This window comes from Zhongshania borealis, assembly GCF_039539625.1.
GTDB classification, from domain to species: domain Bacteria; phylum Pseudomonadota; class Gammaproteobacteria; order Pseudomonadales; family Spongiibacteraceae; genus Spongiibacter; species Spongiibacter borealis.
The window spans coordinates 383,931-409,711 of record NZ_BAABDM010000002.1 but is presented as its reverse complement, the minus strand read 5'-3'; the positions used below and the strand labels follow the sequence as shown (position 1 = coordinate 409,711).

Here is a 25,781-nt window from a genome sequence, read left to right as displayed (position 1 = left end):
TATGGCGTGGGCCTTTCGCCGCTGTTATGGGGCAATCAATATGCTAAACGTTTGGGATCGTCCCTTAATGATTGCGGTCACTGCGTATAGTCGGCATGATGTCAGTCTCTGTATGATCATTTATACAATGGCCGCCGAAAGGAATACTCGGTGGTGTCATTCTTCAGTTTTCGCGCTCGCAAAGAGCCCTATGCGGTAATGTGTACCGACTTCCATCCTAGTACCACTTTTCCATGATTTGCATGGAGCCACGTTATAAGGATAGTAAATGTCTTTAGCGGCGACACCACTGGGTGACGACGCGGAGTACAATTGTGAATATCAAAAGTAGTAAGCCACGTTCAGCAAAACTCGCCTCTGCCAACGCAGCGTTGGCCATCGCCAATTCATTACTGGCTTTTCAAAACAAAGAAAAAGATAAGCGCGCCGCGGAACTCGACATCGCCAATTCCGAGCTAGCCTTTCAGAATAAAGAAAAAGGTAAACGCGCCGCCGAGCTGGCTACAGCCAACGCTGAGTTGGCGTTTCAGAACAAAGAAAAAGACAAGCGCGCAGTAGAGTTGGCAACAGCCAATACCGAGTTGGCCTTTCAAAATGCCGAAAAAGGGAAACGTGCTGCCGAACTGGCGATTGCCAATGCCGAACTCGCGTTTCAAAATGCCGAGAAAGGTCGGCGCGCTGCCGAGCTGGCCATAGCCAATGCTGAACTCGCGTTTCAGAACGCCGAGAAAGGCAAGCGCGCCGCCGAGCTCGCTACTGCGAACACTGAGCTCGCATTTCAGAATGAGGAAAAAGGCAAGCGTGCCGCCGAACTGGCCACCGCCAACACCGAACTCGCATTTCAGAATGAAGAAAAAGGCAAGCGCGCTGCTGAGCTGACCATTGCCAACGCAGAGCTGGCGTTTCAAAACGAAGAGAAAGATAAGCGCGCCGCCGAATTCAACACCCTCGCATTTTATGATCCACTGACGGGATTGCCCAACCGTCGTCTATTGGTAGATCGACTCCAGCACGCGCTAGCAGCGAGTTTACGCAAAGGTGCCCAGAGCGCGGTTATTTTTATCAATTTAGATAATTTTAAAGACCTTAACGACACCCTTGGCTATGGCCACGGTGACTTGCTTCTGGAGCAGACTGCACAGCGCTTGGCAGCTTGCTTGAACGACGGCGATACACTGGCCAGAGTTAGGGATGATGAGTTTGTTCTAATTCTGGAAGATCTCCACGAATGCGCGATCGAAGCAGCGGCGAAGACAAAGACCGTAAGCGACAACATCTTTGCCGCCCTAAAAAAGCCTTACCAGCTCTACCTTCATAAATACCGTGGCACCGTGAGTATGGGTGCGGTTTTCTTTGGGCATGAGGCGACTTCAGCTGAAGAGCTGCTAAAACAGGCCGGAATAGCCATTCATCACGCCAAGCAAACCGGCCGCAATACGCTGCGCTTCTTTAACCAAGATATGCAGGACATTATCAATGTGCGAGCCAGCCTTGAGCATGAGTTGCGCATTGCCGTCGAACATTCGCGCTTTGAATTGCATTACCAGATCCAGATGAACGACGCCAAGCAGGTTGTTGGCGCAGAGGCCTTACTTCGTTGGCCGCACCGCAAGCGCGGACTCATCCCGCCAGCTACATTCATTCCGCTAGCCGAGATTACCGGCCTTATCGTACCGATAGGTCGATGGGTAGTGGATGCGGCCTGCGCGCAGCTAGGCGAGTGGCAGAATGATGAGCTTACACGTGACTTGAGCCTTGCCATCAATGTGAGCGCGCTGCAGTTTCGTCAGAGCGACTTTGTCGGGCAAGTGCAGGCCGCCGTGGAACGTCACGGCATTGCTGCAAACTTATTGAAACTGGAATTAACTGAGAGCCTCCTGCAAGAAGACATTGATATTACGGTGGCCACAATGAACGCCTTGAAAAACGTTGGCGTTCAGTTCTCACTGGACGACTTCGGCACTGGCTATTCGTCGCTGCAATACCTAAAGCAATTACCTCTCAACCAATTCAAAATTGACCAGTCGTTCGTGAGCGATATTGTGAACAACAGCAGTGACAAAACCATTGTGAAAACCATCATTTCCATGGCACACAGTCTGAACATAGAAGTTATCGCTGAGGGCGTTGAGACAGAGGAACAACACCAGTTGCTTTTATCCTACGGCTGCGAAGCCTTCCAAGGCTATTTATTCAGCAAACCAGTACCGATAGAACAGTTTGAGTCCTTGCTCCGCAAAGGCGTGTGTACCAGTAACACCCTGTAGCAACTTCAGCGGACTGAGCTATTTCACTGAATTTGTCTGCTGCAGCAATTCCCCCAAAGCTTAATAAATCCGAACCTCTGTGATTTGCCGGGTCGCTTGCACGAATTAGCCTTAGCTTGTTCAAAGCAAGCAAGCCTTGGTGTATAACAACGTTAACATCTAGACCAAATTGCTACGGCGACCGACATTAGGCACAGCTATAATTCGCGAGGAAATAATGGAAGTAAATAATAAGACCATTTGGGTAACCGGTGCGAGCTCAGGTATTGGCATGGAGCTATGCAAACAGCTCGCTGAGCGCGGCGCACGAATGGTGCTGTCTGCTCGCAGCAAAGATACCTTGATTGCCTTAGCAGAGTCACTGCCTGGTGGACTCGGCCGTCATTGGGTTGTGCCCTTAGATTTAGCTGATGCAGACAATCTGCTAGACGCGGTCGCAGCGCAATTAGCCGAGATCGGTCCCGTGCATGTTTTAATTAATAACGGCGGTATCTCCCAGCGCTCACTCTTTGTGGATACCGAGCTGTCGGTGTACCGGCAGCTAATGGAAGTAAATTATCTTGGCACAGTGGCGATGACCAAAGCGCTGTTACCGAGCATGATTGCACAGCAACAGGGGATGATTGTTAGTATTAGCAGCGTTGCTGGTAAAGTCGGTTCTAAACTGCGCACCGGTTATTCTGGCTCTAAATACGCGGTAGTCGGTTTTATGGATTGCCTGCGCGCAGAAACCGCCCAGCAGGGTATTCAATGTCTTACTGTTTGCCCCGGTTCAATTAAAACCAATATCGCGGTTAATGCCTTGAATGGCAGTGGCGAGGCCCAGAATAAGGACGACGAGTCGATTATCAACGGCATGCCCGTAGAGCAGTGCGTGCAAGATATTATTAAAGCCATGCTTAAAGATCAGGACGAAATTGTCGTTGGCAAGGGTATTAGCGCGCTTGCACCCACCATAAAACGCTTCTTTCCCCGTTTGTTTAACCGGATGTCCGCGCGAATGGAGTATCGCTAGCGATCTAGCTATGCCGCCAATTCACGGGGCGGCATAGCTAGATTCAATCACGCATTAAAACCTAGCGGCGGTTTGTCTGCCCTTGTACTAGGCTTTATGTTTCACTGGCCGCCAATAAGGGGCTATCTGTATGGAATTCTTGCTTGATTATCCGTTTTTACTAGTACCGTTAATCTTTTTTGCTCGGGTTGCGGATGTTTCACTTGGTACGTTTCGCACCATTGTTGTTTTTCGCGGCAACAAACTGCTGGCCTCCTTCATCGGCTTTTTCGAAATCATGATCTGGTTAATCGCCGCAAGACAGGTGTTAACCAATCTCGACCACTGGTATCTTGCGGTGGCTTACGCCAGCGGTTTTGCAGTGGGTAACTATGTCGGTATTACCATTGAAAGTCGCTTTGCGATTGGCAAAGAACTTATTCGCTGTATTTCATTCAACCGCGATGTTTTGGCCGATAAATTACGTGAGACAGGATTCAAAGTTGTTTCGGTTGACGGTGATATGGGTGAAGCCCACCCAATTGAAGTGCTGTTTATTATAGAGAAGCGACGCAATATCGCATCGCTTATTAGCTTAATAACCAAACTTGATCCGAGCGCAGTCTATTCGGTATCTGATATAAAAAGCGTGTACGACGGACCGGACCTTTTGCCGCGCCATCGGTTTTTAAAGAAATAGCGTATTCAATATTGGCAATGGCAGAATTCGGTCAGCTCTTTGAACTATGTTAGTTTAGGCAATTATGAAAATAGATTTGAGCCACGTAGCTCGTTAGGACATATTCACCATGCCCCTTTTATTTGAAGAAATTGATAGCCAAGACTCGCCTCTAGGCGAAATCTCACTGCGTAAACGTCGTATGCCTGCGTTCGGCGACCGAGACATTTACGAGGTGAAGTTAGGCGACGAATTTTTGATGTCGAGTATGTTTGTCGACGCCGAGGAGGCTTTATCTACCTTGGGCTTAGCCGCTACAGAAGGCGAGGCACTTAGCGTTGTTGTTGGCGGTTTGGGCTTAGGCTATACCGCAGTGGCTGCATTAAAAGACCCGCGAATCAGCGAACTGTTGGTGGTAGACGCCCTCGACACGGTTATCGGCTGGCATAAAGATGAATTGGTGCCCTTGGGAAAAATACTCAACGCCGATGCACGCAACCGCTATGTGCTCGGCAGTTTCTTTGATCTAGCCACCGATCCTCGTTCGAGCTTTGACCCAGACAATACTGACAGAAAGTTTGACGCCATACTGCTCGACATAGACCACTCCCCCACCGAATTCCTGAACGCTGCCAACGCGAGCTTTTACACTACCGAAAATCTCGCACAGATGGCTGACCAACTGAAACCCAAGGGCGTGTTTGCCATGTGGTCGCAAAATCTGCCAGAAGCCAATTTCGAAGCCTTACTGAAAACCGTGTTTGGAAGCGTCGCCTCTCATGTCGTTTCTTTTTATAACCCTTTTCAAAATAACGAGTCGACTAACTCTGTTTATGTTTGTGTAAAAGCAGAATAGCGGCAGTGGCGCTACTGTAGCCATTCGCATCAAAATCAAAATGGATACCGGATCAAGTCCGGTATGACGGCTGTGGTACACCGGCGTTATGAGCGTGACTCAGAATCGAATGCCGCTGCAAGGCTGCACCGCGAAATCAATATGGGTAGCAGATCAAATCCGGGATGACGGCGGCGGCACACCTCCGTTCGCCGTGTTATTCAATAAGAAATATCACACGGATGAGTGGTGGCTCATAAAACGATATCAGCGTACACCTCTCGTCATGCCGGACTTGATCCGGCATCCATTTTCAGCGAACCCTAGCAAAACCACAGGCTCTAACAACGCGCGCATGGACACTTTAACTGGACTACAGTGAAACCAATAGCCGAAAATTTCGTCAGAACATGCGGTAGTATTATTCAGAACTTTCCCTGTTAAAACAGGGAGCTTAAGCTCACATGTGGGATAGCTCATGGCCGGTAGAATCAGAATAGGGCGATTTATAGGACGCATTTTATTGGTCTTGGTGCTGTTCAGCGTCGCCGTGGTTTTACCGTTTCGCTGGATCGATCCGCCAATAAGTATGGTGATGCTAGAACGCAGCTGGGATCAGCGTGGCACGGGCTATCGCCTAAATAAGCAGTGGCTGAATTGGGATCAAATACCCCACCATGCGGCGCTCGCAGCGGTGGTATCTGAGGATCAAAATTTCCCTAAGCATTACGGTTTCGATTTAAAAGCTATTCAGAAAGCCTTTGCCGAGCGTGAACGTCGTGGCAGCTTGCGCGGCGCGAGTACCATTAGCCAGCAAGTTGCTCGCAATATGTATCTGTGGACCGGCCGCAGCTGGCTGCGCAAAGGTTTAGAGGTTTGGTTCACCGGACTGGTGGAGCTGTGCTGGCCCAAGCAGCGTATCTTAGAAGTCTATTTAAATATCGCCGAATGGGGCGACGGGGTATTTGGCGTGGGCGCCGCCAGCCGTCATCATTTTGGCGTTCCCGCCGCGCAATTGTCTAACTGGCAGTCAGCGCTGCTGGCCTCTAGTCTACCCAGCCCTCTTAAATACAATCCGGCCGCACCAGCGCCGCATTTAATCGAGCGCGCGAATTGGAACCTAAGCCAGCAGCGGAGATTGGGTGGCCGCACCTGGCTCGCTAGCCTAGAGTAGTTTGTTACCCGCTAATATGTACCTTTAAATTCCCGCTTGGGCAAACACCTGCAAAAACACCTCGGGTTCCGGTCTAACGCGGTAGTTGTCGGTAAGGTCTGCAAACAATATTTTGCCCGCCGCGTTGGTCATGATAACGGTGGGCATTACGGTGTCGCTGTCGTAGCCGAGTACTTGTAAACCTGAGGGCAGGCCGTTCTCGGCGGCTATGCCAAGGCGTTTGGCCATGGCGTTGTCTTGATCGACCAGAAAGCTCATGGGGGCTTCAAAACGTTGCGCTAAGCTCACGGTGTGGCTTTGGGACTGTGGGCTGATCAGCATGATCTCCACGCCTTTTTCGGCCAGTTCACGATATTGCCCGGCAATCTCTTTAATCTGGGCCATACACAATGGGCACCAGTTGCCGCGATAAAAAATCATGAGCATTGGTTTATTCAATGACTCGGTTTTGATCGCGGCGCCATCGGCGTTGGTAAATTCCAATGCCGGCAGTGTTTGGCCGACACGGAGGATGTCGGTACTTCTGCCGCCAAAGCTGGAATACCACCACTCATACAATGCCGTGCCAATAACCCCAACAACGAGAACCCAAGCCAGTGCCTCTGGGCTCGCGCCTGTGGATAAAACGGTAGCGATTAGCGCCAGGATTGTTATGCCAAAAATAACTTTGGTGGCAGTTTGAGTGCGTGCTACGTTGGCGCCAAATACCCAGGCAAAAAACAGTAAGGGGGCAAGCATGCCGAGTAACACCCAGTACCACGCGGTGAGGCTTGGGTCTTTATATAGAAGCCACCCACTGCGTGCGGCACCCACCATAAGTATGCTCATCCACGCCGAAATAAAAACTGATTTTAAACGGTCCATTGCCATTTCCTGTTGAGTGTTAATGACGGTTTTTAGCTCGGCATCAACATAGTTAGTAAGGGGGTAATACTCTGACGCAGATGCGCTTCACTCGCGCCACCTCGGCTCTGCACGCGCAAGCCGATCATGGTGTTCATTAACATTTTGCCGGCGTCGTCTGCGCTTACGGCTTTGCTCATTTGATTTTGGGCCTGAGCGCGTGCGCAGGCGTTAATGAAGGCCTGCTCTACCAAGGCCAATTTTGCGGAGGCAAGATTACTCAGCTCAATATCGATAGGCGAAAGTTCATTTACGGTGTTAACCAATAAGCAGCCCAAGGCCATTGCGTCTTCTGGTAAACAAAACAAGGTAACTTCAAATACATCACGAATACCCTGCGCTGGGTCGTCCTCATTATTCAATAGCTCAAATACCACCGCCTGCATAGTGCATTGATACTTATCAATCACCTCTTTGAACAGCCCGACCTTATCGCCAAAGGCGGCATAGAGACTACCGCGATTGATCTCCATAGCGGTGAGTAACTGCTGCAGGGAGCTAGAGCAAAAGCCATGCAACCAGAATACCTGCATGGCGGCATCCAGTGCTTGTTGGCGGTCAAATTGTAACGGTCTAGCCATCGCGGTCTCCTCAACGTTGCGCCAGCCTATATGTTTTGGAACGGTCGGTCAATAACTCGCGATTTTCAGAAACAAACGCAGCCTTACCACGCTTGCACACGCTATCGGCGGCTGATAGCGTTGAATCGCTAGCGTGTGAAGGGATCAAGGGCAATTCAAAAAATCCTGTCTAGGCATTTGCGATCGCCCTGAAAGCGTCGCCACTGGGCGCCAAGCAAGGTTGAAGGAAGATTGAAGGAAGATTGAAGGAAGGAGAGCATCATGGACAAATACCTCGTTACCAAAGAAGAAATAGCGCAACTTAGTGGCATCTCTAAAACTCACTTTTTGAACAACAACGCCAAGCGCGTAAATAAATCACCTGGCGATCTAACTGGGCTAAAGGGATTTAGCTTTCATATTATTGAAATTGAGCCTGGCCACGAGTCCACTGAGTTCCACAGGCACTACCACGAAGACGAATGTATTTTTGTTCTAGAAGGGAGCGCTGAAGCGCAAATTGGCGACGAAACATTTGCGATAGCGGCAGGTGATTTTATCGGTTATCGCGCCGGTGGCAAGGCACATACCTTGCGCAACAATGGCACTGCTATTTTAAAATGCATTGTTGTTGGTCAACGCCTAGACCACGATGTTGGCGATTATCCAAATCTCAAAAAACGCATCTACCGTCACAAAGATATGCCATGGAATCTCGTTGATCTAAACAATATAGAGACACCGAGCGCAGGCAAAAAAGCCTAGAGACGTGCAAGTGACTATACATAAAGCGGGATTTATCCGCTGCACCGCAACGTCGATCATTATGCGTATGGAATATAAACTATGAGTAATACCCCAGAAGGATTTGAGCCAATTTTCAGAAGCAGTCCATACTTGGAATTATTAGGCCCAATATATAATAAGAAAACGGAGAATGGATTAGTAATAGGGTTACGAGCTGAAGATAAGCATTGTAATGCCAGAGGGCTAGTACATGGCGGTGTTTTTAGTAGTCTCGCCGATATTGCGCTTGGCTACAACGCCGCTTTTTCAGGCGATACGCCCGTACCAATCGTGACGGCAAGTCTCACTATAGATTATGCTGGATCAGCTAAACTGGGTGATTGGATTATCATAGAAACCGACGTACAAAAAGTGGGTCGTAAAATGGCGTTCGCGAATTGCTATTTTATTGTCAATACAAAACGTATTGCGCGAGCTAGCGGTGTATTTACGGTCATCAGTACTTAACAAGCGTCTTAAACGGACATATTCACGGCGCGCCGAACGTCGGCTTCTTCCCCAGGCCTCAACACCACAATTTAGCGCATTGAGACCGCCGATTTCGAGCCAGCATCAGCGGTGCGCGGCAGTGGTTGCTAGTAACGCCACAAAACGAATAACATGGTTTACTCACAATCAACGTTTCTCCAGCGCAGTACACCAGCTTTCTAATTTCATAATATTTTGGTGACTTGGGAATTTTACAATGGCAAAAGAAATAGAGTTCTTTTTTGATCTGTCTTCACCGTGGACCTGTTTGGCCTTTCACAATATTCAGCCACTTGCCAAACGAAACGGCGCAACTATTATTTGGCGGCCATTTTTAGTCGGTGGTGTTCACAACAATGTGAATGAGGCCTATGTCGAAGCCCGGGCAAATAATATGGCCAGCCCAAAGTGGCAGCAATTAGGCCAGTCGCTAATGGATTGGTCTGCTTGGTCCGGCGTTACCATGAACTTTCCCTCAGTCCATCACCCGCTACGCTCAGTGAATGCCATGCGGTTTTGCTGTGCTTTAGAGGGTAAACAAACGGACTTATTTCGGTTTATGACGGCGGCGTTTGACGCTTATTATACTGAGCAACGCAATATAGATGACCCCAATGTTCTGACCGAGATCGCCAATGAACTCGGCCTCGATGGCAAGACCCTGCTGGCGCTCTCACAAAACCCAAACATAAAAGACCAACTACGAAGCAACACGGATGAGGCGATATCCCGGGGCGCCTTTGGCTCACCGAGTATTTTTGTTCCCTTTGGCGACGGCCAACGTCTGTATTTTGGCAACGATCAATTGCCCTTAGTTGAGTGGGCATTGAAAGACGGCGTGGCCTAGTATCATCTCTACCGAACTTGGCCTAGTCGTTTAAAAGGACGTAATCGCCACATTTAAAATTAGGACGGATAAAGCAATGCATCAGCTTAAATGTAAGTGCGGCGCCCTACGCGGCCAAATTGATAGCTCAGGTATTAGTAGCCGCATAAGCTGTTACTGCAGCGATTGCCGCGCCTTTGCTCACTATCTCGGTGGCGACGGTATTATAGATTCGCAAGGCGGTACCGAGATCCTACAAATGGCGCAACAGCACCTGAGCATTAGCCAAGGACAGGAGCATCTGGCGATAGTGCGCTTAAGTGAGAAAGGCCTGTTCCGCTGGTATGCCTCGTGCTGCAACACACCAATTGGCAATACCCTTAGCAATCCAAAACTGTGTTTTGTCGGTATCGCTCACGCCTGCCTAGATCGATCTAAGATGGACGCGGATTTTGGTAAAGACATCGCTATTGTCAATGTGAATACAGCGCTCGGTGAGCCCAAGCCTAAGCAGAGTGGCTTAGCAGGCGTATTGTTTCGTTTTGCTGGGATCTTGCTCTCTGGGCGAATCGGCGGCAAATATAAACACTCCCCGCTGTTCACCGCAGATGGCGAACCAATTGTGATTCCAATGGTGCTTTCTGTAAAAGAGCGCGCTAGTCTGTAATCTTTGGCGCGGTCCTCTATACTCCCCGCTTTCTGCATCTCAACGCTAGCTAATTTGGAGTACACAATGCCGCCCCTGCGATTATTGCTGCTAACCACCATTACCATGTTAGCGTTTGCAGCCAACTCAATACTATGCCGGGTGGCATTAGCTGAAGATCACATCGGCGCGGCAAGTTTCACATTCATTCGAATAGCCTCCGGCGCAGTTTTTCTTGCCTTGTTGCTGCTCATTAGAACCCGTAGTTACCGTTTGGGGGGCAGTTGGTTATCTGGCGCCGCCTTATTTGGCTATGCCGCCGCCTTTTCATTTGCCTATATCAGCCTCAGTGCCGCAACCGGCGCATTGCTTTTATTTGCCGCCGTGCAAGCCACAATGATCACCTATGGCCTGTGGTCCGGCGAGCGCCTTAGCGCCCGCCAGTTCATTGGTATTGCCGTCGCTTTTGCTGGTCTGGTATGGCTTATGCTGCCAGGCATTGAGGCACCGCCACTACTCGGCGCGGTTATCATGATCGGCTCGGGCGTATGCTGGGGGCTGTACTCATTGCTTGGTCGGCAAGCCAGCGAACCAACAATCGCGACCGCCGGGAATTTTATTCGTGCCATTCCCTTCGCCTTATTGCTCTTTTTACTGCTGGGTAACAGCGAAAACACCAGCAGTTTAGGGCTAGTCTATGCAGTGGCATCTGGCGCCTTAGCCTCTGGGCTAGGCTATGCCTTGTGGTATTTGGTATTGCCCCAATTACCCGCGACCAGCGCGGCAACAATTCAACTAAGCGTACCCATAATCGCCGCCCTCGGCGGCGTGCTGCTTTTAGACGAAGCCGTAACACTGCGCTTTGCCCTAGCATCACTTGCGGTGCTGGGCGGTATATCCCTCTTTATACTGAGCAAACGTCGTGTATAGGCTGTCTCATATACATCGCTGCGTTGCGGCGCTCCGCTAATACGGAAATAACAGTCAACAAGGCTTAGCAATGGGAATGAACACCAAGGTCAAAAACCGCGCGATTTTTAGTAGCCGAGTGTTCTCTATTAATTATGTCACCTACCCCACAAACCACAGCGTACGAGACCACATAGATCCGGTACAGCAGGGCCGATACTACAAACTCAATTTTGTCTTGCGTACCCCTCGCGCCGGTGGCGTATTTAGCTGCGCACATTGCATTATTAATTTGCGGGACCGAATTTATTTATTCCGCCCCGATATGCACGCCCACAGCGTGTCGAGAATTGACTCCGGTAAACGGGTTTTATTAAGTTTTGCCCTGAACATATAACGCGCTTTTTAAATCAATTTCCGTTTCTTTGCTTTAAGCCACGCCGATTACCCTATACTTAGCGTATATCTCGAAATAATACGTTTGACCGTAAGTAGCAATTTTGGTGAATAGTGATGATCTCTGTTTTTCTGATAAATACTTTTGTTGTTGCGATATCCGTTATTGTTCACTATGAATTTCTGTATCGCATAACACTGTTTATTCCAAAAATGGGCATACAGCACCGCTACAGAATAGTGGTGGGTGTTTTCGGCGCATTGATCGCACATTCCCTAGAAATTTGGATATTCGCAATTGCCTATTATTTAATGAACCGCGCAGATGCGTGGGGACATTTAGAAGGTAATTTTAACGGCTCATTAATGGACTGCGGCTATTTCTCATTCACCGTGTTTACTACCCTCGGGTTTGGCGATATTCAACCCAATGGCGGCTTACGTTATTTAACCGGCGTTGAGTCTTTAACCGGATTGGTGCTAATCACCTGGACGGCATCATTTCTATACTTTGAGATGCAGCGCCACTGGGGCGATAAAACACAGAAGTAGCTCTCACCACGTAGCGACGCTCCGGCTCATCAAGCTTAGCTCGCTACATCGGTATTAAGTGCGTCTATATCTTCGGCAGCTTCCTCTGCGTTTTCAGGATTTCGCTGACGAGTGTCACACTCTAAACGTGCCAATATTTTGATCGCTTTGTACCACTGCTCATTGAGTTGCTTAATCTCGGTGATAAAGTCGATAGCATTAATCATTTGCTCTAAACTAATTAAACCGCGCGTGCCGGTAGTCAGCAGATTTTCTTTTAGTACATCGCGCTCACTTTTAAGCTCGTGATAATTATTCTCTAATTTTTCAAAATACAGCTCTGAGTCGGCACTAATCGCGGAATTTAGAAACTCACTAGATTTATTTCTGTAGGCCTCTATTTCCCGCTCCAAATTCACATTTGGCAAACGCCCGAGCTTGCTTCGCATTTCGAGCGCGGCTTCTAAAACGACCGCACAACTCATAAAGTACTGGTCAACACGCATCAAGCCAGACAATTGCTGAGTAATTTCGTCGCTTAAAGAAGCCCGCTCTAAGTTCACAATAAAATTAGAGATGGTGTTTGAAAGCTGATGAATCGCATTTATTTTCTGTTCAAGGGCGTCATTCGAAATATTCGTATCTAAGGTTTGCTTTACCGCATCACCAATATTGCCAGCGGCGCGCTGGAGCTCGAGTATTAAGGCATTCACCGCAAGCATTGGCGCGGCAGCGGTGGTTTTATCAAGGTATCTTGGCTTGGCGAGGGATTCCCCCACCGTAACAAAGCGCTTCTCTAAAAAAGTGGCCAGTAAATTATTAAACGGCAGTACAAGTAAAACACCGAGGCAATTAAACACCGTGTGAAACAACGCCAGTGACACGCCAATATTGGGCGCAAGTTTCATCATATCTCGCGCGGCTTCAACCGCGTAAAACAACACCGGTAAGAGCAACAGTGCGACGATAGCGGTGCCAATATTAAAAATTACTTGGGCGGTCGCCAGTCGCTTGGCATTCGGGGTTGCGCCAAGCGATGCCAATACCGCAGTAGACGTTGTGCCAACATTGGCGCCAATTACCATTGCAGCGGCGGCGTAGATACCGATCATATTCGCCGACGCGGCAGATATAGTGATGGCAATTGCCGCACTGGATGATTGCGTAAGGATGGTCATCACAATACCGATTAACAGATAGCCCGCGACTTCGGCATTGCCCGCCAGTGTTAAGGTAGCAAGGTCGAAATTAGCAACGATCCCTTCAAAGCCCTGCTGTAAGGTAGAGATGCCAAGGAAGAACAAACCAAAGCCCACCATCGCGCGGCCAATTCCTAAGCGCGGGCCCTTGCCTTTTGCCAGCATAATAAATGCACCAATCCCGATGGCGGGTAAGGCAAAGGCATGAACATCGAGCTTAAAGCCAACGATCGCCACCAACCAGGCGGTCATGGTGGTACCAATGTTCGCCCCATAAATAATGCCCAAGGCTTGACGCATTTTAAGCAGCTCGGCGTTTACAAAGCCTAACGCAGCAACCGTCACGGCGCTGGATGACTGCACGATTGCGGTCATCAATATGCCAGAGAACACCCCTCGAATCAGCGTGTTAGTCCAATTGCTCAACAGCCGCCGCAGCGACTTGCCGGCGGCAAGCGTGAGGCCGTCGGTCATTAATTCCATTGCGAGCAAAAACAGGCCAAGACCGCCCAATAGCGTTGCAATAACGGTATAGCTCTCTGACATAATTTGCCCTTTTCAGGTATTTTCTACGGTAACAATTCAGCTTAGTCGAAAATTTCGCCGCAGCACTTACGCTAGATCAAGTAGATCGCAATCCGCGCCACCGAAACACTTGACTTTGCTGCCCCCTAATGCGGCAATCTAGTCCTGTTTAATCGCTGGTATTAGTATGATTTTATTGCTGGTTTATATTGGTATTGCCTTAGGGGTGTCTTTTCTGTGCTCAGTATTAGAGGCGGTATTACTGAGTGTTACACCTTCATATATCGCCGCCGAAGAACGGCGCGGTAGTCGCAATGGCATGCTGTGGCGCGGATATAAAACTGACATCGACCGACCACTTGCGGCGATACTAAGCTTAAACACCATTGCCCACACGGTGGGTGCTGCCGGGGCTGGCGCGCAAGCAACGATGTTGTTTGGCGAAGTCTATTTCGGCCTTATTTCCGCAGTATTAACCCTGCTGATCTTGATTATCTCTGAAATTATTCCAAAAACCCTCGGTGCATCGTACTGGCGAAAACTTGCGCCACTGTGCGCTGGTATTCTGCGCGTTGTGGTGTGGTCGATGTATCCACTGGTCGTAATGGCCAAGGGAATCACCCAATTAATGTCACGGAGTGCGCACACACATTCGATTAGCCGTGAAGAATTTGTCGCCCTCGCCGAAGTCGCGGTGAGCGAAGGTATTCTGGATCAGGAAGAATCGGACGCGGTGACCAGCTTAATTCGCTTTCGCTCACTGCAAGCCAAAGACGTCATGACGCCGCGACTGGTCATTTTCAGCTTGGAAGAAAACACCAGTGTGAAAGCCATACTCGACGGCGACGAAGACATTCCCTTTTCACGGATTCCGATTTATAGCGAAGACGCCGACAATATTAGCGGCTATATACGCAAAGATGAGCTGATGCAGGCAATGACGCGCACCCCTGATGCGCCGCTGAGCAGCTTGCGACGGGATTTGCTCGTTGTACCCGAAACCCTACTGACATCCGAGCTACTGCAAAATCTCATCGAAACCCGTGTGCAAATGGCGCTGGTGGTTAACGAATACGGCAGTGTTATGGGCCTGGTCACCGTCGAAGATCTCATCGAAACCATGATCGGCATGCAAATTGTTGATGAGACCGACACCAATGAACATATGCAAACCCTTGCCCGGGAGTTATGGGCGAAGCGAGCGCGGCGTTTAGGGGTGTTTGACGACGAGAAGATAAGCGCGGCAGCCGGTGCCAATACCCCAGACTCAAAGCCTTAAACTGAACGTTAGTGCCGCGCCGTACCGGCTTATTGCCGACGGTATTTGCGGCACCTCGCCATGCAGGCTAACATTAGCACCGATACTAATAATGCCTCAGGACACACCATGCGCGTATTAATGCTACTGCTTACCATCACTGCCATGATCTCCGTCAGCGGCTGTGAATCCACCTATTACAACGCCATGGAGAAAGTGGGTGTTCACAAACGTGATATTTTGGTCAATCGCGTTGGCGAAGCCAAAGAGGCCCAAGAAGAAGCCCAGGAACAATTCAAAGACGCGCTAACGGAGTTTAGATCTGTGGTGAGCTTTGACGGCGGCAATTTAGAGAACCACTACAATCGCCTGAATAGCGAATTTGAAGACAGCGAAGCCGCCGCCGAAGAAGTGACCGAGCGCATTAACAAAGTAGAGTCCGTCGCCGAAGCCCTGTTTGACGAGTGGCAAGACGAACTGCAGCTCTACAGCAATGCCCGTCTTCGCGCAGACAGCGCCAACAAACTGCAAGCCACCAAGCGCCAGTACACCGCGCTGATCAAATCCATGCGCGGCGCCGAGAAAACCATCGCGCCGGTCCTCAACGCACTGCGCGACAATGTCTTGTACCTCAAACACAATTTGAACGCCTCGGCGATTGGCGCCCTTAAAGGTGAACTTGCCGGTATCGACCGTGATGTTCAGCAGTTAATTGGCGCCATGGAAAAAGCCATCAAAGAGTCTGATGCGTTTATTAAGCAGCTGAAGTAATTCAGAAGACGCTGGGCGATATACGCATTATCGACCAGCAAGACTTTTTAAAACGACAACCGTAAAACTCACCTTCGCTTAACTAGATACCTACCCCTATCTCACTGTTTTAACTCACTGCCATTAAATGGATGCCAGCTCGGCGGCCGGTATGACGTTAAACCTTAGGTTGCCCTATTTTGCTCTGGCCAGAGCAAATGTCCGAAATTCTACAGTTATGTCCGTAAGGCGCATGGTGCTTATTTTGCCCGGCGCTAAGATGGACGCTTAAGATTCCCTATACGCCCGAACAATAATAGGCCGCCGATATGACCCAATCTGCACGAGAAAACGCTGACAACTGTTTAGAAACCCGCATTGTGATTGTCGGGACTGGTTTTGCCGGTTTGGGCATGGCAATTCGCTTAAAAGAGATGGGGATTGAGGACTTTGTCATTATTGAGCGGGCCACCGATGTTGGCGGTACCTGGCGAGACAATCGCTACCCCGGCGCGGCCTGTGATGTGCCCTCGCACCTCTACTCATTTTCTTTTGAACCCAATACCGAGTGGTCGCGGGTTTACCCAACGCAGCCCGAGTTAGAAGCCTATTTACAGAATGTCGCCGACAAATGGAATCTGCGCCCCCATATCCGCTTCTCTCATACCCTCACCGCAGCTCACTACCAGCAGGACAGCGGCCAGTGGATTATTAACACCAGCGGCGGCAATTTCCGCTCACAATTTGTTATTTGCGGTAACGGCGGCTTGGCCGAACCTAAGCTGCCAGACATTCCCGGCGTAGAGCGCTTTGCCGGGCATCACTTTCACTCCGCGACTTGGGACCATAATTACTCGCTCGCGGGAAAGCGTGTTGCGGTAATTGGCACAGGCGCGTCTGCCATTCAATTTGTACCCAAAATTGCCGACGCACCCGAGCAACTTTCCGTTTATCAACGCACGCCAAACTGGATTCTTCCGCGTAAAGACCGCGCCTACCACCGCTTTGAAAAGTGGTTGTTTAAACGCCTGCCCATTACCCGTAAATTGCTGCGCGGAAAAATTTACTGCCAGAACGAGATGCGGGTGCTAGGTATGGTGTTGCATCCCGCGCTCATGAAACTGTTTCGCATTACCGCGAGCTGGAATATTCGGCGGCAGGTCGCCGACCCTACCTTGCGCACCCTACTCACACCGACTTTTCCAATTGGCTGCAAGCGTATATTAATTTCCAATGACTGGTATCCCGCGCTACAAAAACCCAATGTTGAAGTAGTGGGCACAGGTATTAAGGAAATTACGCCGAACAGTATTATTAACAAAGACGGCAGCGAGCGTGAGGTGGATTGCATTATCTTTGGCACCGGATTTTACGCCACTGAAAACCCCATTGCCGCAATGATTCACGGTCGCGATGGCCGGGTACTCGCTGATGTCTGGGCCGATGGCGAAGAAGCCTACCTTGGCTCCAGCGTGCATGGCTTTCCGAACTTTTTCTTTATTGTTGGCCCCAATGTCACCTTGGGCCATAGCTCCATGGTGTACATGATAGAAACGCAGATTGCAGCGATAAGCCGCGTTTTAGCGGCGGCAAGCGAGGTATCTGCAACGGCGGTTGAAGTTCGCGAAGACGTGCAACAAGCCTATAATCAAGATTTGCAAACGCGCCTTGGTGGCTCGGTATGGGCCACCGGTTGCGATAGCTGGTATAAGCACCGCTCAGGGAAAATAACCCAGCTTTGGCCGGGATTTACCTTTAGCTTTCGGCGTCGAAATCGCGACTTTAAAAAGTCGGATTACCTCTTTTCTAAATCAAGCGTAGAGGCAGGTACATGAGTCAGCACTACGATTACGATGTGATTATTATCGGTTCTGGTTTTGGCGGCAGTGTCTCGGCACTGCGCTTAAGCGAGAAAGGCTATCGTGTTGGCGTTATGGAAATGGGCCGACGCTGGAGCCCAGAGAATATACCCTCAACAAACTGGAAGGTGTGGAATTTTCTGTGGCGGCCTTTACTGGGACTACGCGGTTTTTTCAGCCTACGATTTTTCCGTCACGTGATGGTGTTGCACGGCAATGCCGTTGGTGGCGGATCAGTCACCTATGCCAACACCTTGTTAGTGCCGCCTGAATCGGTGTGGACCGACGGCAGTTGGCGTGGCCTAGATGAATGGCAACGCGTTATGCCATCGCACTACGCAACAGCTAAAAAGATGCTTGGCGTAAACAAAAACCAGCGCCTCGCGGCAGCCGATCACGCCCTTAAAGAAATGGCTGAGCATCAGGGCCGCGGCGACACTTTTTACACCACCGATGTTGGTGTGTTCTTTGGCGACGCCGACGATACTCAAGGCGGCAAGCGCTACCCAGACCCCTACTTCAACGGCGAAGGTCCTGAGCGCCACAGCTGCATAGGCTGTGGTAGTTGCATGACCGGCTGTGTGCATAACGCCAAAAATTCCCTAGACAAAAATTATCTCTACCTTGCAGAGGCCAAGGGCACCAAGGTTCATGAGCAAACACGGGTTAGCGATGTTCGGCCCTTGAACAATAGTGATGGCAAAGACGGCTTTGAGGTATTTACGCAACATGGCACGGCGATTTTTGCAAAAAATCGTAACCGCTTTACTGCTAAAAAAGTTATTTTTGCCGCCAGCTCTTTGGGCACCCAAGAATTATTGTTTAAGCTGAAACAGTCCGGCGCCATGCCTAAAATTTCTGACGAGCTTGGCAATCGAGTGCGCACCAATGCGGAATCGCTACTGGCACTGCGTTTCCCCGGTGGTAAAGACATGTCGAAGGGCGTTGCCATTGGCTCAGGGTTTTACCTAGATGAGTTCACTCACATCGAAGCCACCCGCTACGGTAAAGGTCACGACTTGCTGAGCTTATTATTTACCCCGCTTACTGGCGGTACACCGGGCATTGGCCGCACCTTCCTGTGGTTTTTTACCTTATTGGGTTCACTGCTGCGCCACCCCATAAAAACCCTGCGCGGTTGTAATCCCTTCGGTTTTGCCAAGCAAACCATTATCTTTTTGTGCATGCAAACCATCGACGGTCATTTAAATATGCGCTATCGCCGGCCGTGGTATTTTCCTTTTACCAAGGTTTTACAAACTGAGGGGCAGCCCATTCCGTCCTTCATTCCCGCGGCCAATAAATTTGTGGCGGACAGTGCCAAGCAACTCGATGGCATTGGCGCGAGTATGGTGTCGGAATTATTTTTTAATATTCCCACCACCGCCCATTGCATGGGTGGCTGTGGCATGGGCAGCTCGGCAGAGACGGGTGTGATCGATAGTCAAAATCGTTTGTTCGGCTACGACAATGCCTATGTTTGCGACGGCTCAATGCTCGGTGCAAATCTCGGCGTAAACCCAAGCCTCACGATTACCGCGTTAGCAGAACGTGCAATGAGTTTTATTCCCGTGAAAGATGCCATTCCGACGACGGCGGAAACCGACGCCTAATTATGACGGCAAACTTTCGCCCTGCTTGCGCAGCATGCCGGGCGTTTGCCCGCTCATGCGTTTAAAGGCCTGCGAAAAACTCGATGCGTCTGCGTAGTTAAGGCGTTCTGCAATTTGTTCAACACTGAGCCGCGTTCCGCTGAGCATTTCTTCGGCAAGACTGAGTCTGACTTCGTCGACCAGCTGGCGAAACGAGGTTTTTTCTAGCGCCAATTTACGGCGTAAGGTGCGCGAGGTCATACACAGCGCGTCCGCCACCAGCTCCATGTCCATCGACATCGGCCTTTGCCGCAACACAATATCGCGAACCTTGCCAGACAAACCCCGCCGCGCGCTGCGTTTAGCAATAAGTTCTGAGCATTGTTTGTCGAGCAAACTCGCCGTAGTTAGATTGCCAAAGGTTCGGGGTTTGTCGAGTGCACTGCGCGGAAACCGCAGCTCATTACGCTCAGCAGAAAATTCCACACGGCCATGAAAACACTGTTCATATACGTCTGCGTTTTCAGGCCGGGGATGTTGGAATTTAACCCACTCCTCGCCCATCGCGTCGCCAATCAATTCGCGGATAATAATCATTGCCGCGTGGAGTTCGCGCTCAATTGAAAACAGGCTGAGGTCAGCAGGTACATCTGAATTATCAAATACCAAAATGGCGTATTCGCCCTGCTCTTCTACTGTAAAACCAGAAAAAACAAAGGTCAGCTCTTGGTAGGTTTGCGATAGCTCTACCGCTTTGCGCGCGGTGGGGCTGCTGGCCAAGGCAAAGCCCCAAATGCCATAAGCAGAAAGCAGGTAGCGTTCACCCGCGAGCAGACCTAAGTTCGGCACATGGGGTAACTCGCGGAGTAGATTGCGCACCACCGCCATTTCGGCACTGGCCTCGACCACGATTTCGGGGTTGCTTAGGCTCTGTTGGTCTAAGGCGGTATTCAACAGCAGGCGATCCAAAGGCGCGCCGTACTCCTGGCCAAGCGCCACCAAGATTTGAACACTGGTGATACTCCGGCAAAAATCCCAACTTTTCATATTTATACTCACCTAGGGAATCTGCGTACGCCTTAGCGACGTATGGATGGCAGATAAGGTAATGAATTCCGTTCCTGTACGCCGCGCGTTGATATTGTCCGCGAGGCGCTATAAATGTCCGAAATTCTACATAGCTTATCAATTACACTGTGCTTCGCCTACACTAATGTCGCCAGCCCCGAGGCTTGCAGCTAAATGATGATAAATAATAAATAGGCAGAACTGGCAGTATCGCGCGTGGCGACTAGGTCGTTTTTGCACTCGCGCACTATTCCAATGCTATTCCGAGGAGAAATCTGTGGCTCGTTACAATCACGCTCGTCCTTTTTATACCCGTCTTTTAATCAATAGTAGCGTTAGCGCCATCGCGATGCTCGCCGCTGGCCAAGCCGCTGCAGCGCCAGCACTAGAAGAAGTGCTGGTCACCGCGCAAAAGCGCAGTGAGAGCGCCCAAGACATCCCCATTGCGGTAACCGGCGTTACTGCCGACATGCTCGATAAGCTCGGCTTTGAAAACGCCAATGACGTGTCTGCGCAAGTGCCAAATATGCAGGTTAGTGGTCCCTACGGTGATGTGCAGCCGATTTTTTCTATTCGCGGCGTTAGCATGTCGGACTACAGTTCTAACCAAGCCAGCCCGATTGGGGTCTATGTAGACGAAGCCTACTTAGCGCCGGTATACAGCCACGGTGCCAGCTTTTTTGATATTGAACGCCTCGAAGTACTGCGCGGCCCACAGGGTACACTCTACGGTAAAAACACCACTGGCGGCGCGATTAATATTATTACCCGCACCCCAGGCTTTGACGACGCCCCCGCAAGCTTTGTAAAAGGCGGGCTAGGCAGCTACGGCGCCACCTCGCTAGAGGCGGGTACCGAAGGCGTGTTAATCGACAATGTATTAGCAGCGCGCATAGCCGGCAGCATGAAGCGCGACGACGGCTATGTGAACGTGGTTGGCCAAGATACCAACGCCGCTCAAACTGACTTTAAAGGCCTGCGCTTAAGTTTAAATTGGATTGTGAATGACAAGATCGATGCGATCTTGAAAATTACCCGATCGCAAAACGACGCCCTGAGCACCCCGCCGCGCAATGAAGCCCGCACCGATTTACGAGGCACCGGCCTAGAGGGTGATTCTAACGGCTTTATCGACTACACCGGCTATTCTCGCGGCAGCCGCAACCTCGACTTTCACGAGACTGAATCGAATGCCGTGGGCGCGCTAATTACCAATAGCGATCTCGCAGTATTAACCGTGAATTACAACAGCGACAGCTACACACTTACCTCGGTGAGCTCCTATCTCGACGCCGACTATTACCAAATGGCAGACACCGACGGCAGCCCCAACGGCCTGCTCGAAATCAAGTGGTCGTCAGACTCCTTAAGCTTTAGCCAAGATTTGCGTTTTACCTCTAATTTTGACGGTATGTTTAATATTATCGCCGGCGTTTATTACGGCAGCGAAGATTTATACATGCAAAATATCTACGATATTTTTAACCAAATACCCGATGCCCGTGTCGGTTTAGCCAAGCCCGACACCATCCCCATTTTTCCCTACTTGATTGACTTTGGCATGATTGATCAGCGTCTTGAAACTGAGAAAACCAGCGCCGCCGCCTATACCCAAATGCGCTTTGATTTTAGCGCCGACTTTGGCATGGACATTGGCCTGCGCTACACCCGCGACGAAAGTAAATTAAGCTATTTAAATATCTCCCGGCTCGCCAACGACGGCACCCCCAGAGGCAGCTATGTGCCAGGCAATACCACTGGCGTCGACAACGCTTGGATCACCCTACCCATTACGGTGTTTGATATTCAAAACCTGCTGTCTAACCCCGGTGATTTAGCCACCTACCTGAGTGCGGGTTACACCCACGGCGCGTATACGCTAGATTCGGCACCGGAATTAAACGCCCCAGAAAAAGAAGTGACCGGCAAAATAGGTCTGGATTACCGCTTTAACGACGACTTTATGGTGTACGGTAGCGCCAGCCGCGGCTACCGCGCCGGCAGTTATAACGGCGGTGTGTATTACCAACCACGCCCACTGGAAACCGCCTACGCCTCACCCGAATATATTGACGCCTATGAAGTGGGTTTTAAGGCCGACCTGAACGACGGTAGCATGCGCTTAAATGCCGCCGCGTTTTTATACGACTACACCAATCAACAATTTATAAACGTAGTGGGCATTTCCAACTTTTTAGAGAACGCCGGTGGCTCGCAAATAATGGGCATGGAAGCGGAGTTCTGGGCACGCCTCACTGAGCGCCTAACCGTACAATCGGCCATTGGCTTGCTCGACACCGAATACACCGAGCTTACCCTCGCCAATACCGAAACCATTGCCGACCAAGAAGACCGCGTGGACCTTTCTGGCAATGAATTAATTTCGGCGCCAAAACTCAATTTCAGTATCTCGGCCGACTACGACCTACTGATTACTGAGTACGGCTATTTAAGCGTGAATGGCAATGCCAACTTCCAAGACGATCAGTGGTATAGCGCCTATAACGATCAGTACGGCTACGACAATATTCGTCAAGACGCCTATTGGCTGTATAACGGCCGCCTGAGCTGGTACGCCAACGATGGCAGCTATAGCGTGTCCGTGTGGGGTAAAAACCTACTGGAGGAAGAGTACGACAGCTACGCGATTAACCTGCAAGCGGGCTTTGGATTTGACCAATACCTTGCCGGACAGCCGCGGACTTATGGCCTAGAAGTGCAAGTTAAATTCTGAGCCTGTCCACCACGCGCTAGGCCTCACTGCTCGGCGACGCCGGGCAGCAAGAACTGGGCAACGGCCGCTTTCACGCCGGGATCTACGGAGAGTGAGAAGTGGTCGGCGCCTGGCACCTCAAGGTATTGCCCTTTGCCAAGGGCCTGCGCCAACGCGGGGCCTCGGCCAAGGACCAAATCGTCTTGACCACTAATAACCAACGTCGGGACCCGTATCGCCGAGGCATCTTCCTTCGATAAAGGCGGATAGTTAGACTGTGCTAGTGCCCGTAATGCTTGCCAATCGCCAGCCGTTCCAGCAACAAAGTTCCAGTACATTGCCAAGTGCTTGGGCAGGTCCTTGGGGAATTCGGTTCGAATAAGTACCTCCTGCAAGGCAGGAAGAATATTGGCGAAGGTGTAGGGAAGATGCCCAATCAGTCCATCTCCTGTCGCGATGAGCGCGGCGCTATCGAATCGATCAGGCGCGGATTGCAGCAAGTGCAGGGCAACCGCCGTGCCGATTGAGTAGCCAACAAGAGACGCACGCGGCAATGAAAGTTGGTCAAGAACGGCGATAACATCGCTGGCAAGATTCGCCGTGCCGTAGGACTCAAAATCATGCGGTTTGCCACTCTGACCATGCCCGCGAAGATCAAGGCCAATCACTTGCAGTCCAGCACCGGTCAGCGATTCGATCCAGCCGAAATCAGCATAGTTATGCTTAAAACTTACGGTGGCGCCGTGGATAAGCACAACAGGGTGTCCGCTGCCGTGAACTTCATAGTGAATTTGAATACCGCGGTTATCTACTGTGGGCACAACGAACTCCTTGGCGATGTGGCAGGCCGGATGTTTTGTGAAGCCGAATACTCGCGCTACACGGCGCCAGTAACGCTGGCATCTGTTTTGAGGGATTTGTTACGGAACACAGTGGCTTATTCCGCCGCGAGGGAATAACCCGCGCGCGGAAAGTGAACATGCAGTGTTCCAAACTCGCTACTCTGGCGAGCGACAATAATTCGAGTCTCAGTTACCGCCGCTAGCGATCCGGTGACTGGCACCACGCCGTAGTCCATTGGCGCAATCTGCACCACTTGGCCAATTTGCAGCAGACCATGCTCCGTACTGCTGGGCAGTGCCCGAGGCTCCGCTGATCTGGCCACGTCAAACGCCTCCGCCTGTGTTATTTCCTTACGTTGGCCGTGCCCCAACTCTTCGACTGCTTTGTACCAGCGCTGAACGTTTGCACCGGCCGCCAAGGGCTTTCGGTTGCAACTCACATGAAGCCACAGCGGGTGGTAGCACGCGAAATCCGCGACCGTTGGCGCATCGCCCCCGACCCAGGGATATTCCGCTAACCTCGCCTCTAGGGCATCGAGCAAAGACTGCAGAATACCCGCCGCCTTGGCCGCCGCTGGTGGCCGACGTGTACCGCCGCGTAATAAGCTAGACCTGTCCTTGGCAAATCGGTAAGTGCCGATGGGGCCGAAGCTTCTGAGCATGGTGCCCAGCAGGCGCAGCGGCGGCACCGCTCCGACCGCCGCAAAAAATGCCTCCTCTTCCGCCTGTTTCATCAAGGCCAAAGCATCGCCTTCGGCTGATGCGGGATCGAGGGGTGAGCAACCCGTTAAAGCCGCCACTTCCTGAGCAATCAGTGCGGTATCACAAAAAATGTCGGCACCAATCTGCGCTACCGGAATTCGGCGGTAACCACCCGTTAAAGGATCGACATTCGGCCGGGGCGGATAAACAGGTGACTGTAGTGAATGCCAGCGGGTATTAGTAAAACCGAACATCAGCCGAATTTTTTCCGCGTAAGGCGAGTTCTCATAGTGATGCAGAATGATCGTATCCGTCATATTTTCGCTCGATGGCTTAATGAATAAACGGCTACTCGCCAACTAGTAAGTAGAGTTAGGCGTATTCTCTGGGTTTATTTCGCCATAAACCTCGTCAGGGTCAACGTCGTTAATCAGCAAAATTTCTCTCACTGTTTCAATGTGATCTAATACTTTCTGGTAGCCATCACCATACTCATATTTAGTGACTTCAATCGATTTTGGCATATAGGTAAACGCGATTTTTAATGCGTTTAAAGCAGAGGGGCTTAGTTTTTCAGTCATTATAATTCTCAGTATTTAATTGTTTTCACTCAACACCTCAAGCAGCGGCGTGCAGCGTCCGCTGCCTTGACTTGCTAGCTGCTAGCTGGTGCCTTTTTTTAATGTAGGATACTCGCTGTGTAATCTTCTCTTGCCATACTGCTGTATTAGCTGATGGTTTTGGATACTTTAACCTAGCCATTATTGAAATGACCTGATCCTCAGAAGCAAGTCGAAGATCACTTCCGACCAGCTTAGCAATTCCAGTAGTGCCTTCGCAATTATAGCCATAATAAGCGATAGCCAAATATACTTTTGCTATATCAATTTTAGTTTTCTTCTTCGCAAGAAATACTGCCAATAGTTGCTCTCTAAATTTTCTTTGGAGAGAGTGAGAGTAGTCGCCTGTTACGACACGAACAAACTGCTGTTCAATAGTACTAGCACCCTGTATTTCGACGGTAAACAATCTCTTATAAATGGCTCTAAGTATACCAACTTGATCAATCCCACAATGGAACCTTGACCGGTGATCCTCTGCCACAACCAGATATTCGGTATAGAATTCAGGAATTTCAATACTTTTTTGGTCTACTACTTCAGCATATTTCTCTAATTTATTTTTTAACTGAAAAAAATTTAATACCAACAAGATCCGGCCTATAAACTCAATAGGGATGGTTATAAGAAAATAAACTAATTTCAAAATGGTTCCCTT

Annotated in this window: 25 protein-coding genes; 17 read left to right on the top strand and 8 right to left on the bottom strand. The window is 50.2% G+C overall.

Going from position 1 to position 25,781, the window contains the following annotated elements; translation table 11 throughout:
* Nucleotides 1-314 precede the first annotated feature (314 nt).
* The 5 genes from ABD836_RS08195 (at nucleotide 315) to mtgA (ending at nucleotide 5,949) form a co-directional block, all read left to right on the top strand.
* Nucleotides 315-2,267: a putative bifunctional diguanylate cyclase/phosphodiesterase gene (locus ABD836_RS08195; protein WP_344934443.1), complete on the top strand. Its 1,953-nt coding sequence runs from the start codon at nucleotides 315-317 to the stop codon at nucleotides 2,265-2,267.
* A 217-nt stretch (nucleotides 2,268-2,484) separates the two neighbouring features.
* Nucleotides 2,485-3,282 (top strand): SDR family oxidoreductase, encoded by a 798-nt coding sequence (locus ABD836_RS08190; protein WP_344934441.1) that lies wholly within the window; start codon nucleotides 2,485-2,487, stop codon nucleotides 3,280-3,282.
* A 130-nt stretch (nucleotides 3,283-3,412) separates the two neighbouring features.
* A complete protein-coding gene (locus ABD836_RS08185; RefSeq protein ID WP_344934439.1) occupies nucleotides 3,413-3,961 on the top strand; it encodes a DUF2179 domain-containing protein in 549 nt (182 codons plus the stop codon).
* Between the two features lie 109 nt (nucleotides 3,962-4,070).
* The gene (locus tag ABD836_RS08180) at nucleotides 4,071-4,796 is read left to right on the top strand and encodes a polyamine aminopropyltransferase (RefSeq protein WP_344934438.1); all 726 of its coding nucleotides are present in this window, start codon (nucleotides 4,071-4,073) and stop codon (nucleotides 4,794-4,796) included.
* A gap of 457 nt (nucleotides 4,797-5,253) precedes the next feature.
* Nucleotides 5,254-5,949: a monofunctional biosynthetic peptidoglycan transglycosylase gene (gene mtgA / locus ABD836_RS08175; RefSeq protein ID WP_344934436.1), complete on the top strand. Its 696-nt coding sequence runs from the start codon at nucleotides 5,254-5,256 to the stop codon at nucleotides 5,947-5,949.
* Nucleotides 5,950-5,973: 24 nt separating this feature from the next.
* Here the strand turns inward: mtgA and ABD836_RS08170 are convergent, their stop codons facing one another.
* Both ABD836_RS08170 and ABD836_RS08165 read right to left on the bottom strand, forming a co-directional pair.
* On the bottom strand, nucleotides 5,974-6,813 hold the full coding sequence (locus ABD836_RS08170) for a peroxiredoxin family protein (protein WP_344934433.1): 840 nt from the start codon (nucleotides 6,811-6,813) through the stop codon (nucleotides 5,974-5,976).
* Nucleotides 6,814-6,845: 32 nt separating this feature from the next.
* A complete protein-coding gene (locus ABD836_RS08165; protein ID WP_344934431.1) occupies nucleotides 6,846-7,433 on the bottom strand; it encodes a TetR/AcrR family transcriptional regulator in 588 nt (195 codons plus the stop codon).
* A 261-nt stretch (nucleotides 7,434-7,694) separates the two neighbouring features.
* On the opposite strand from ABD836_RS08165, the gene ABD836_RS08160 reads away from it, so the two are divergent.
* The 7 genes from ABD836_RS08160 to ABD836_RS08130 all read left to right on the top strand — a co-directional run bounded on the left by ABD836_RS08160 (nucleotide 7,695) and on the right by ABD836_RS08130 (nucleotide 12,016).
* Nucleotides 7,695-8,177 (top strand): cupin domain-containing protein, encoded by a 483-nt coding sequence (locus ABD836_RS08160; RefSeq protein WP_344934429.1) that lies wholly within the window; start codon nucleotides 7,695-7,697, stop codon nucleotides 8,175-8,177.
* Nucleotides 8,178-8,258: 81 nt separating this feature from the next.
* Nucleotides 8,259-8,666, top strand: coding sequence for a PaaI family thioesterase (locus ABD836_RS08155; RefSeq protein ID WP_344934427.1), 408 nt, complete (start codon nucleotides 8,259-8,261; stop codon nucleotides 8,664-8,666).
* A 238-nt stretch (nucleotides 8,667-8,904) separates the two neighbouring features.
* On the top strand, nucleotides 8,905-9,534 hold the full coding sequence (locus ABD836_RS08150; RefSeq protein WP_344934425.1) for a 2-hydroxychromene-2-carboxylate isomerase: 630 nt from the start codon (nucleotides 8,905-8,907) through the stop codon (nucleotides 9,532-9,534).
* 76 nt (nucleotides 9,535-9,610) lie between these two features.
* A complete protein-coding gene (locus ABD836_RS08145; RefSeq protein ID WP_344934423.1) occupies nucleotides 9,611-10,180 on the top strand; it encodes a DUF6151 family protein in 570 nt (189 codons plus the stop codon).
* Between the two features lie 66 nt (nucleotides 10,181-10,246).
* Nucleotides 10,247-11,089 carry a DMT family transporter gene (locus ABD836_RS08140; RefSeq protein ID WP_344934422.1) on the top strand — a complete coding sequence of 281 codons (843 nt, stop codon included), beginning with the start codon at nucleotides 10,247-10,249 and terminating at the stop codon, nucleotides 11,087-11,089.
* Nucleotides 11,090-11,159: 70 nt separating this feature from the next.
* Nucleotides 11,160-11,465, top strand: a complete 306-nt coding sequence (locus ABD836_RS08135) for a 2OG-Fe(II) oxygenase (RefSeq protein WP_344934420.1) — start codon at nucleotides 11,160-11,162, stop codon at nucleotides 11,463-11,465.
* A gap of 116 nt (nucleotides 11,466-11,581) precedes the next feature.
* On the top strand, nucleotides 11,582-12,016 hold the full coding sequence (locus ABD836_RS08130; RefSeq protein WP_344934418.1) for an ion channel: 435 nt from the start codon (nucleotides 11,582-11,584) through the stop codon (nucleotides 12,014-12,016).
* A gap of 35 nt (nucleotides 12,017-12,051) precedes the next feature.
* Here ABD836_RS08130 and ABD836_RS08125 read toward each other — a convergent pair whose 3' ends face one another.
* On the bottom strand, nucleotides 12,052-13,740 hold the full coding sequence (locus tag ABD836_RS08125) for a Na/Pi cotransporter family protein (protein ID WP_344934414.1): 1,689 nt from the start codon (nucleotides 13,738-13,740) through the stop codon (nucleotides 12,052-12,054).
* Nucleotides 13,741-13,906: 166 nt separating this feature from the next.
* Between ABD836_RS08125 and ABD836_RS08120 the strand changes: the two genes are divergently transcribed.
* The 4 genes from ABD836_RS08120 to ABD836_RS08105 all read left to right on the top strand — a co-directional run bounded on the left by ABD836_RS08120 (nucleotide 13,907) and on the right by ABD836_RS08105 (nucleotide 19,199).
* Nucleotides 13,907-14,998: a CNNM domain-containing protein gene (locus tag ABD836_RS08120; RefSeq protein ID WP_344934411.1), complete on the top strand. Its 1,092-nt coding sequence runs from the start codon at nucleotides 13,907-13,909 to the stop codon at nucleotides 14,996-14,998.
* Nucleotides 14,999-15,106: 108 nt separating this feature from the next.
* Entirely contained in the window at nucleotides 15,107-15,748 is a 642-nt protein-coding gene (locus tag ABD836_RS08115; RefSeq protein WP_344934408.1) for a DUF2959 domain-containing protein, read from the top strand.
* Between the two features lie 308 nt (nucleotides 15,749-16,056).
* A complete protein-coding gene (locus tag ABD836_RS08110) occupies nucleotides 16,057-17,562 on the top strand; it encodes a flavin-containing monooxygenase (protein WP_344934406.1) in 1,506 nt (501 codons plus the stop codon).
* On the top strand, nucleotides 17,559-19,199 hold the full coding sequence (locus ABD836_RS08105; protein WP_344934404.1) for a GMC oxidoreductase: 1,641 nt from the start codon (nucleotides 17,559-17,561) through the stop codon (nucleotides 19,197-19,199). Before ABD836_RS08110 ends, ABD836_RS08105 begins: the two co-directional genes overlap by 4 nt.
* On the opposite strand, the gene ABD836_RS08100 is transcribed toward ABD836_RS08105, so the two are convergent.
* The gene (locus ABD836_RS08100) at nucleotides 19,200-20,225 is read right to left on the bottom strand and encodes an AraC family transcriptional regulator (protein WP_344934402.1); all 1,026 of its coding nucleotides are present in this window, start codon (nucleotides 20,223-20,225) and stop codon (nucleotides 19,200-19,202) included.
* A gap of 298 nt (nucleotides 20,226-20,523) precedes the next feature.
* Here ABD836_RS08100 and ABD836_RS08095 point away from each other — a divergent pair, with 298 nt between their 5' ends.
* Complete coding sequence (locus ABD836_RS08095; RefSeq protein WP_344934401.1) at nucleotides 20,524-22,980, top strand: TonB-dependent receptor; 2,457 nt, start codon at nucleotides 20,524-20,526, stop codon at nucleotides 22,978-22,980.
* Between the two features lie 23 nt (nucleotides 22,981-23,003).
* Here the strand turns inward: ABD836_RS08095 and ABD836_RS08090 are convergent, their stop codons facing one another.
* From ABD836_RS08090 to ABD836_RS08075, 4 genes are all read right to left on the bottom strand, one after another.
* Nucleotides 23,004-23,780 carry an alpha/beta fold hydrolase gene (locus ABD836_RS08090; RefSeq protein WP_344934398.1) on the bottom strand — a complete coding sequence of 259 codons (777 nt, stop codon included), beginning with the start codon at nucleotides 23,778-23,780 and terminating at the stop codon, nucleotides 23,004-23,006.
* A gap of 116 nt (nucleotides 23,781-23,896) precedes the next feature.
* The gene (locus tag ABD836_RS08085) at nucleotides 23,897-24,820 is read right to left on the bottom strand and encodes a glutathione S-transferase family protein (RefSeq protein ID WP_344934395.1); all 924 of its coding nucleotides are present in this window, start codon (nucleotides 24,818-24,820) and stop codon (nucleotides 23,897-23,899) included.
* Between the two features lie 42 nt (nucleotides 24,821-24,862).
* A complete protein-coding gene (locus ABD836_RS08080) occupies nucleotides 24,863-25,084 on the bottom strand; it encodes a penicillin-binding protein (protein ID WP_344934392.1) in 222 nt (73 codons plus the stop codon).
* Nucleotides 25,085-25,121: 37 nt separating this feature from the next.
* Nucleotides 25,122-25,769: a transglycosylase domain-containing protein gene (locus ABD836_RS08075; RefSeq protein ID WP_344934390.1), complete on the bottom strand. Its 648-nt coding sequence runs from the start codon at nucleotides 25,767-25,769 to the stop codon at nucleotides 25,122-25,124.
* Nucleotides 25,770-25,781: the final 12 nt, after the last annotated feature.

What these genes read in the sequence shown, in the direction of transcription:
- ABD836_RS08135 (WP_344934420.1), top strand. Translation starts at nt 11,160, where the DNA reads ATGGGAATGAACACCAAGGTCAAAAACCGCGCGATTTTTAGTAGCCGA.
- ABD836_RS08140 (WP_344934422.1), top strand. Translation starts at nt 10,247, where the DNA reads ATGCCGCCCCTGCGATTATTGCTGCTAACCACCATTACCATGTTAGCG.
- ABD836_RS08080 (WP_344934392.1), bottom strand. Translation starts at nt 25,084, where the DNA reads ATGACTGAAAAACTAAGCCCCTCTGCTTTAAACGCATTAAAAATCGCG.
- ABD836_RS08110 (WP_344934406.1), top strand. Translation starts at nt 16,057, where the DNA reads ATGACCCAATCTGCACGAGAAAACGCTGACAACTGTTTAGAAACCCGC.
- ABD836_RS08165 (WP_344934431.1), bottom strand. Translation starts at nt 7,433, where the DNA reads ATGGCTAGACCGTTACAATTTGACCGCCAACAAGCACTGGATGCCGCC.
- ABD836_RS08160 (WP_344934429.1), top strand. Translation starts at nt 7,695, where the DNA reads ATGGACAAATACCTCGTTACCAAAGAAGAAATAGCGCAACTTAGTGGC.
- ABD836_RS08100 (WP_344934402.1), bottom strand. Translation starts at nt 20,225, where the DNA reads ATGAAAAGTTGGGATTTTTGCCGGAGTATCACCAGTGTTCAAATCTTG.
- ABD836_RS08105 (WP_344934404.1), top strand. Translation starts at nt 17,559, where the DNA reads ATGAGTCAGCACTACGATTACGATGTGATTATTATCGGTTCTGGTTTT.
- ABD836_RS08120 (WP_344934411.1), top strand. Translation starts at nt 13,907, where the DNA reads ATGATTTTATTGCTGGTTTATATTGGTATTGCCTTAGGGGTGTCTTTT.
- ABD836_RS08150 (WP_344934425.1), top strand. Translation starts at nt 8,905, where the DNA reads ATGGCAAAAGAAATAGAGTTCTTTTTTGATCTGTCTTCACCGTGGACC.
- ABD836_RS08115 (WP_344934408.1), top strand. Translation starts at nt 15,107, where the DNA reads ATGCGCGTATTAATGCTACTGCTTACCATCACTGCCATGATCTCCGTC.
- ABD836_RS08125 (WP_344934414.1), bottom strand. Translation starts at nt 13,740, where the DNA reads ATGTCAGAGAGCTATACCGTTATTGCAACGCTATTGGGCGGTCTTGGC.
- ABD836_RS08190 (WP_344934441.1), top strand. Translation starts at nt 2,485, where the DNA reads ATGGAAGTAAATAATAAGACCATTTGGGTAACCGGTGCGAGCTCAGGT.
- ABD836_RS08155 (WP_344934427.1), top strand. Translation starts at nt 8,259, where the DNA reads ATGAGTAATACCCCAGAAGGATTTGAGCCAATTTTCAGAAGCAGTCCA.
- ABD836_RS08130 (WP_344934418.1), top strand. Translation starts at nt 11,582, where the DNA reads ATGATCTCTGTTTTTCTGATAAATACTTTTGTTGTTGCGATATCCGTT.
- ABD836_RS08145 (WP_344934423.1), top strand. Translation starts at nt 9,611, where the DNA reads ATGCATCAGCTTAAATGTAAGTGCGGCGCCCTACGCGGCCAAATTGAT.
- ABD836_RS08185 (WP_344934439.1), top strand. Translation starts at nt 3,413, where the DNA reads ATGGAATTCTTGCTTGATTATCCGTTTTTACTAGTACCGTTAATCTTT.
- ABD836_RS08180 (WP_344934438.1), top strand. Translation starts at nt 4,071, where the DNA reads ATGCCCCTTTTATTTGAAGAAATTGATAGCCAAGACTCGCCTCTAGGC.
- ABD836_RS08170 (WP_344934433.1), bottom strand. Translation starts at nt 6,813, where the DNA reads ATGGACCGTTTAAAATCAGTTTTTATTTCGGCGTGGATGAGCATACTT.
- ABD836_RS08085 (WP_344934395.1), bottom strand. Translation starts at nt 24,820, where the DNA reads ATGACGGATACGATCATTCTGCATCACTATGAGAACTCGCCTTACGCG.
- mtgA (WP_344934436.1), top strand. Translation starts at nt 5,254, where the DNA reads ATGGCCGGTAGAATCAGAATAGGGCGATTTATAGGACGCATTTTATTG.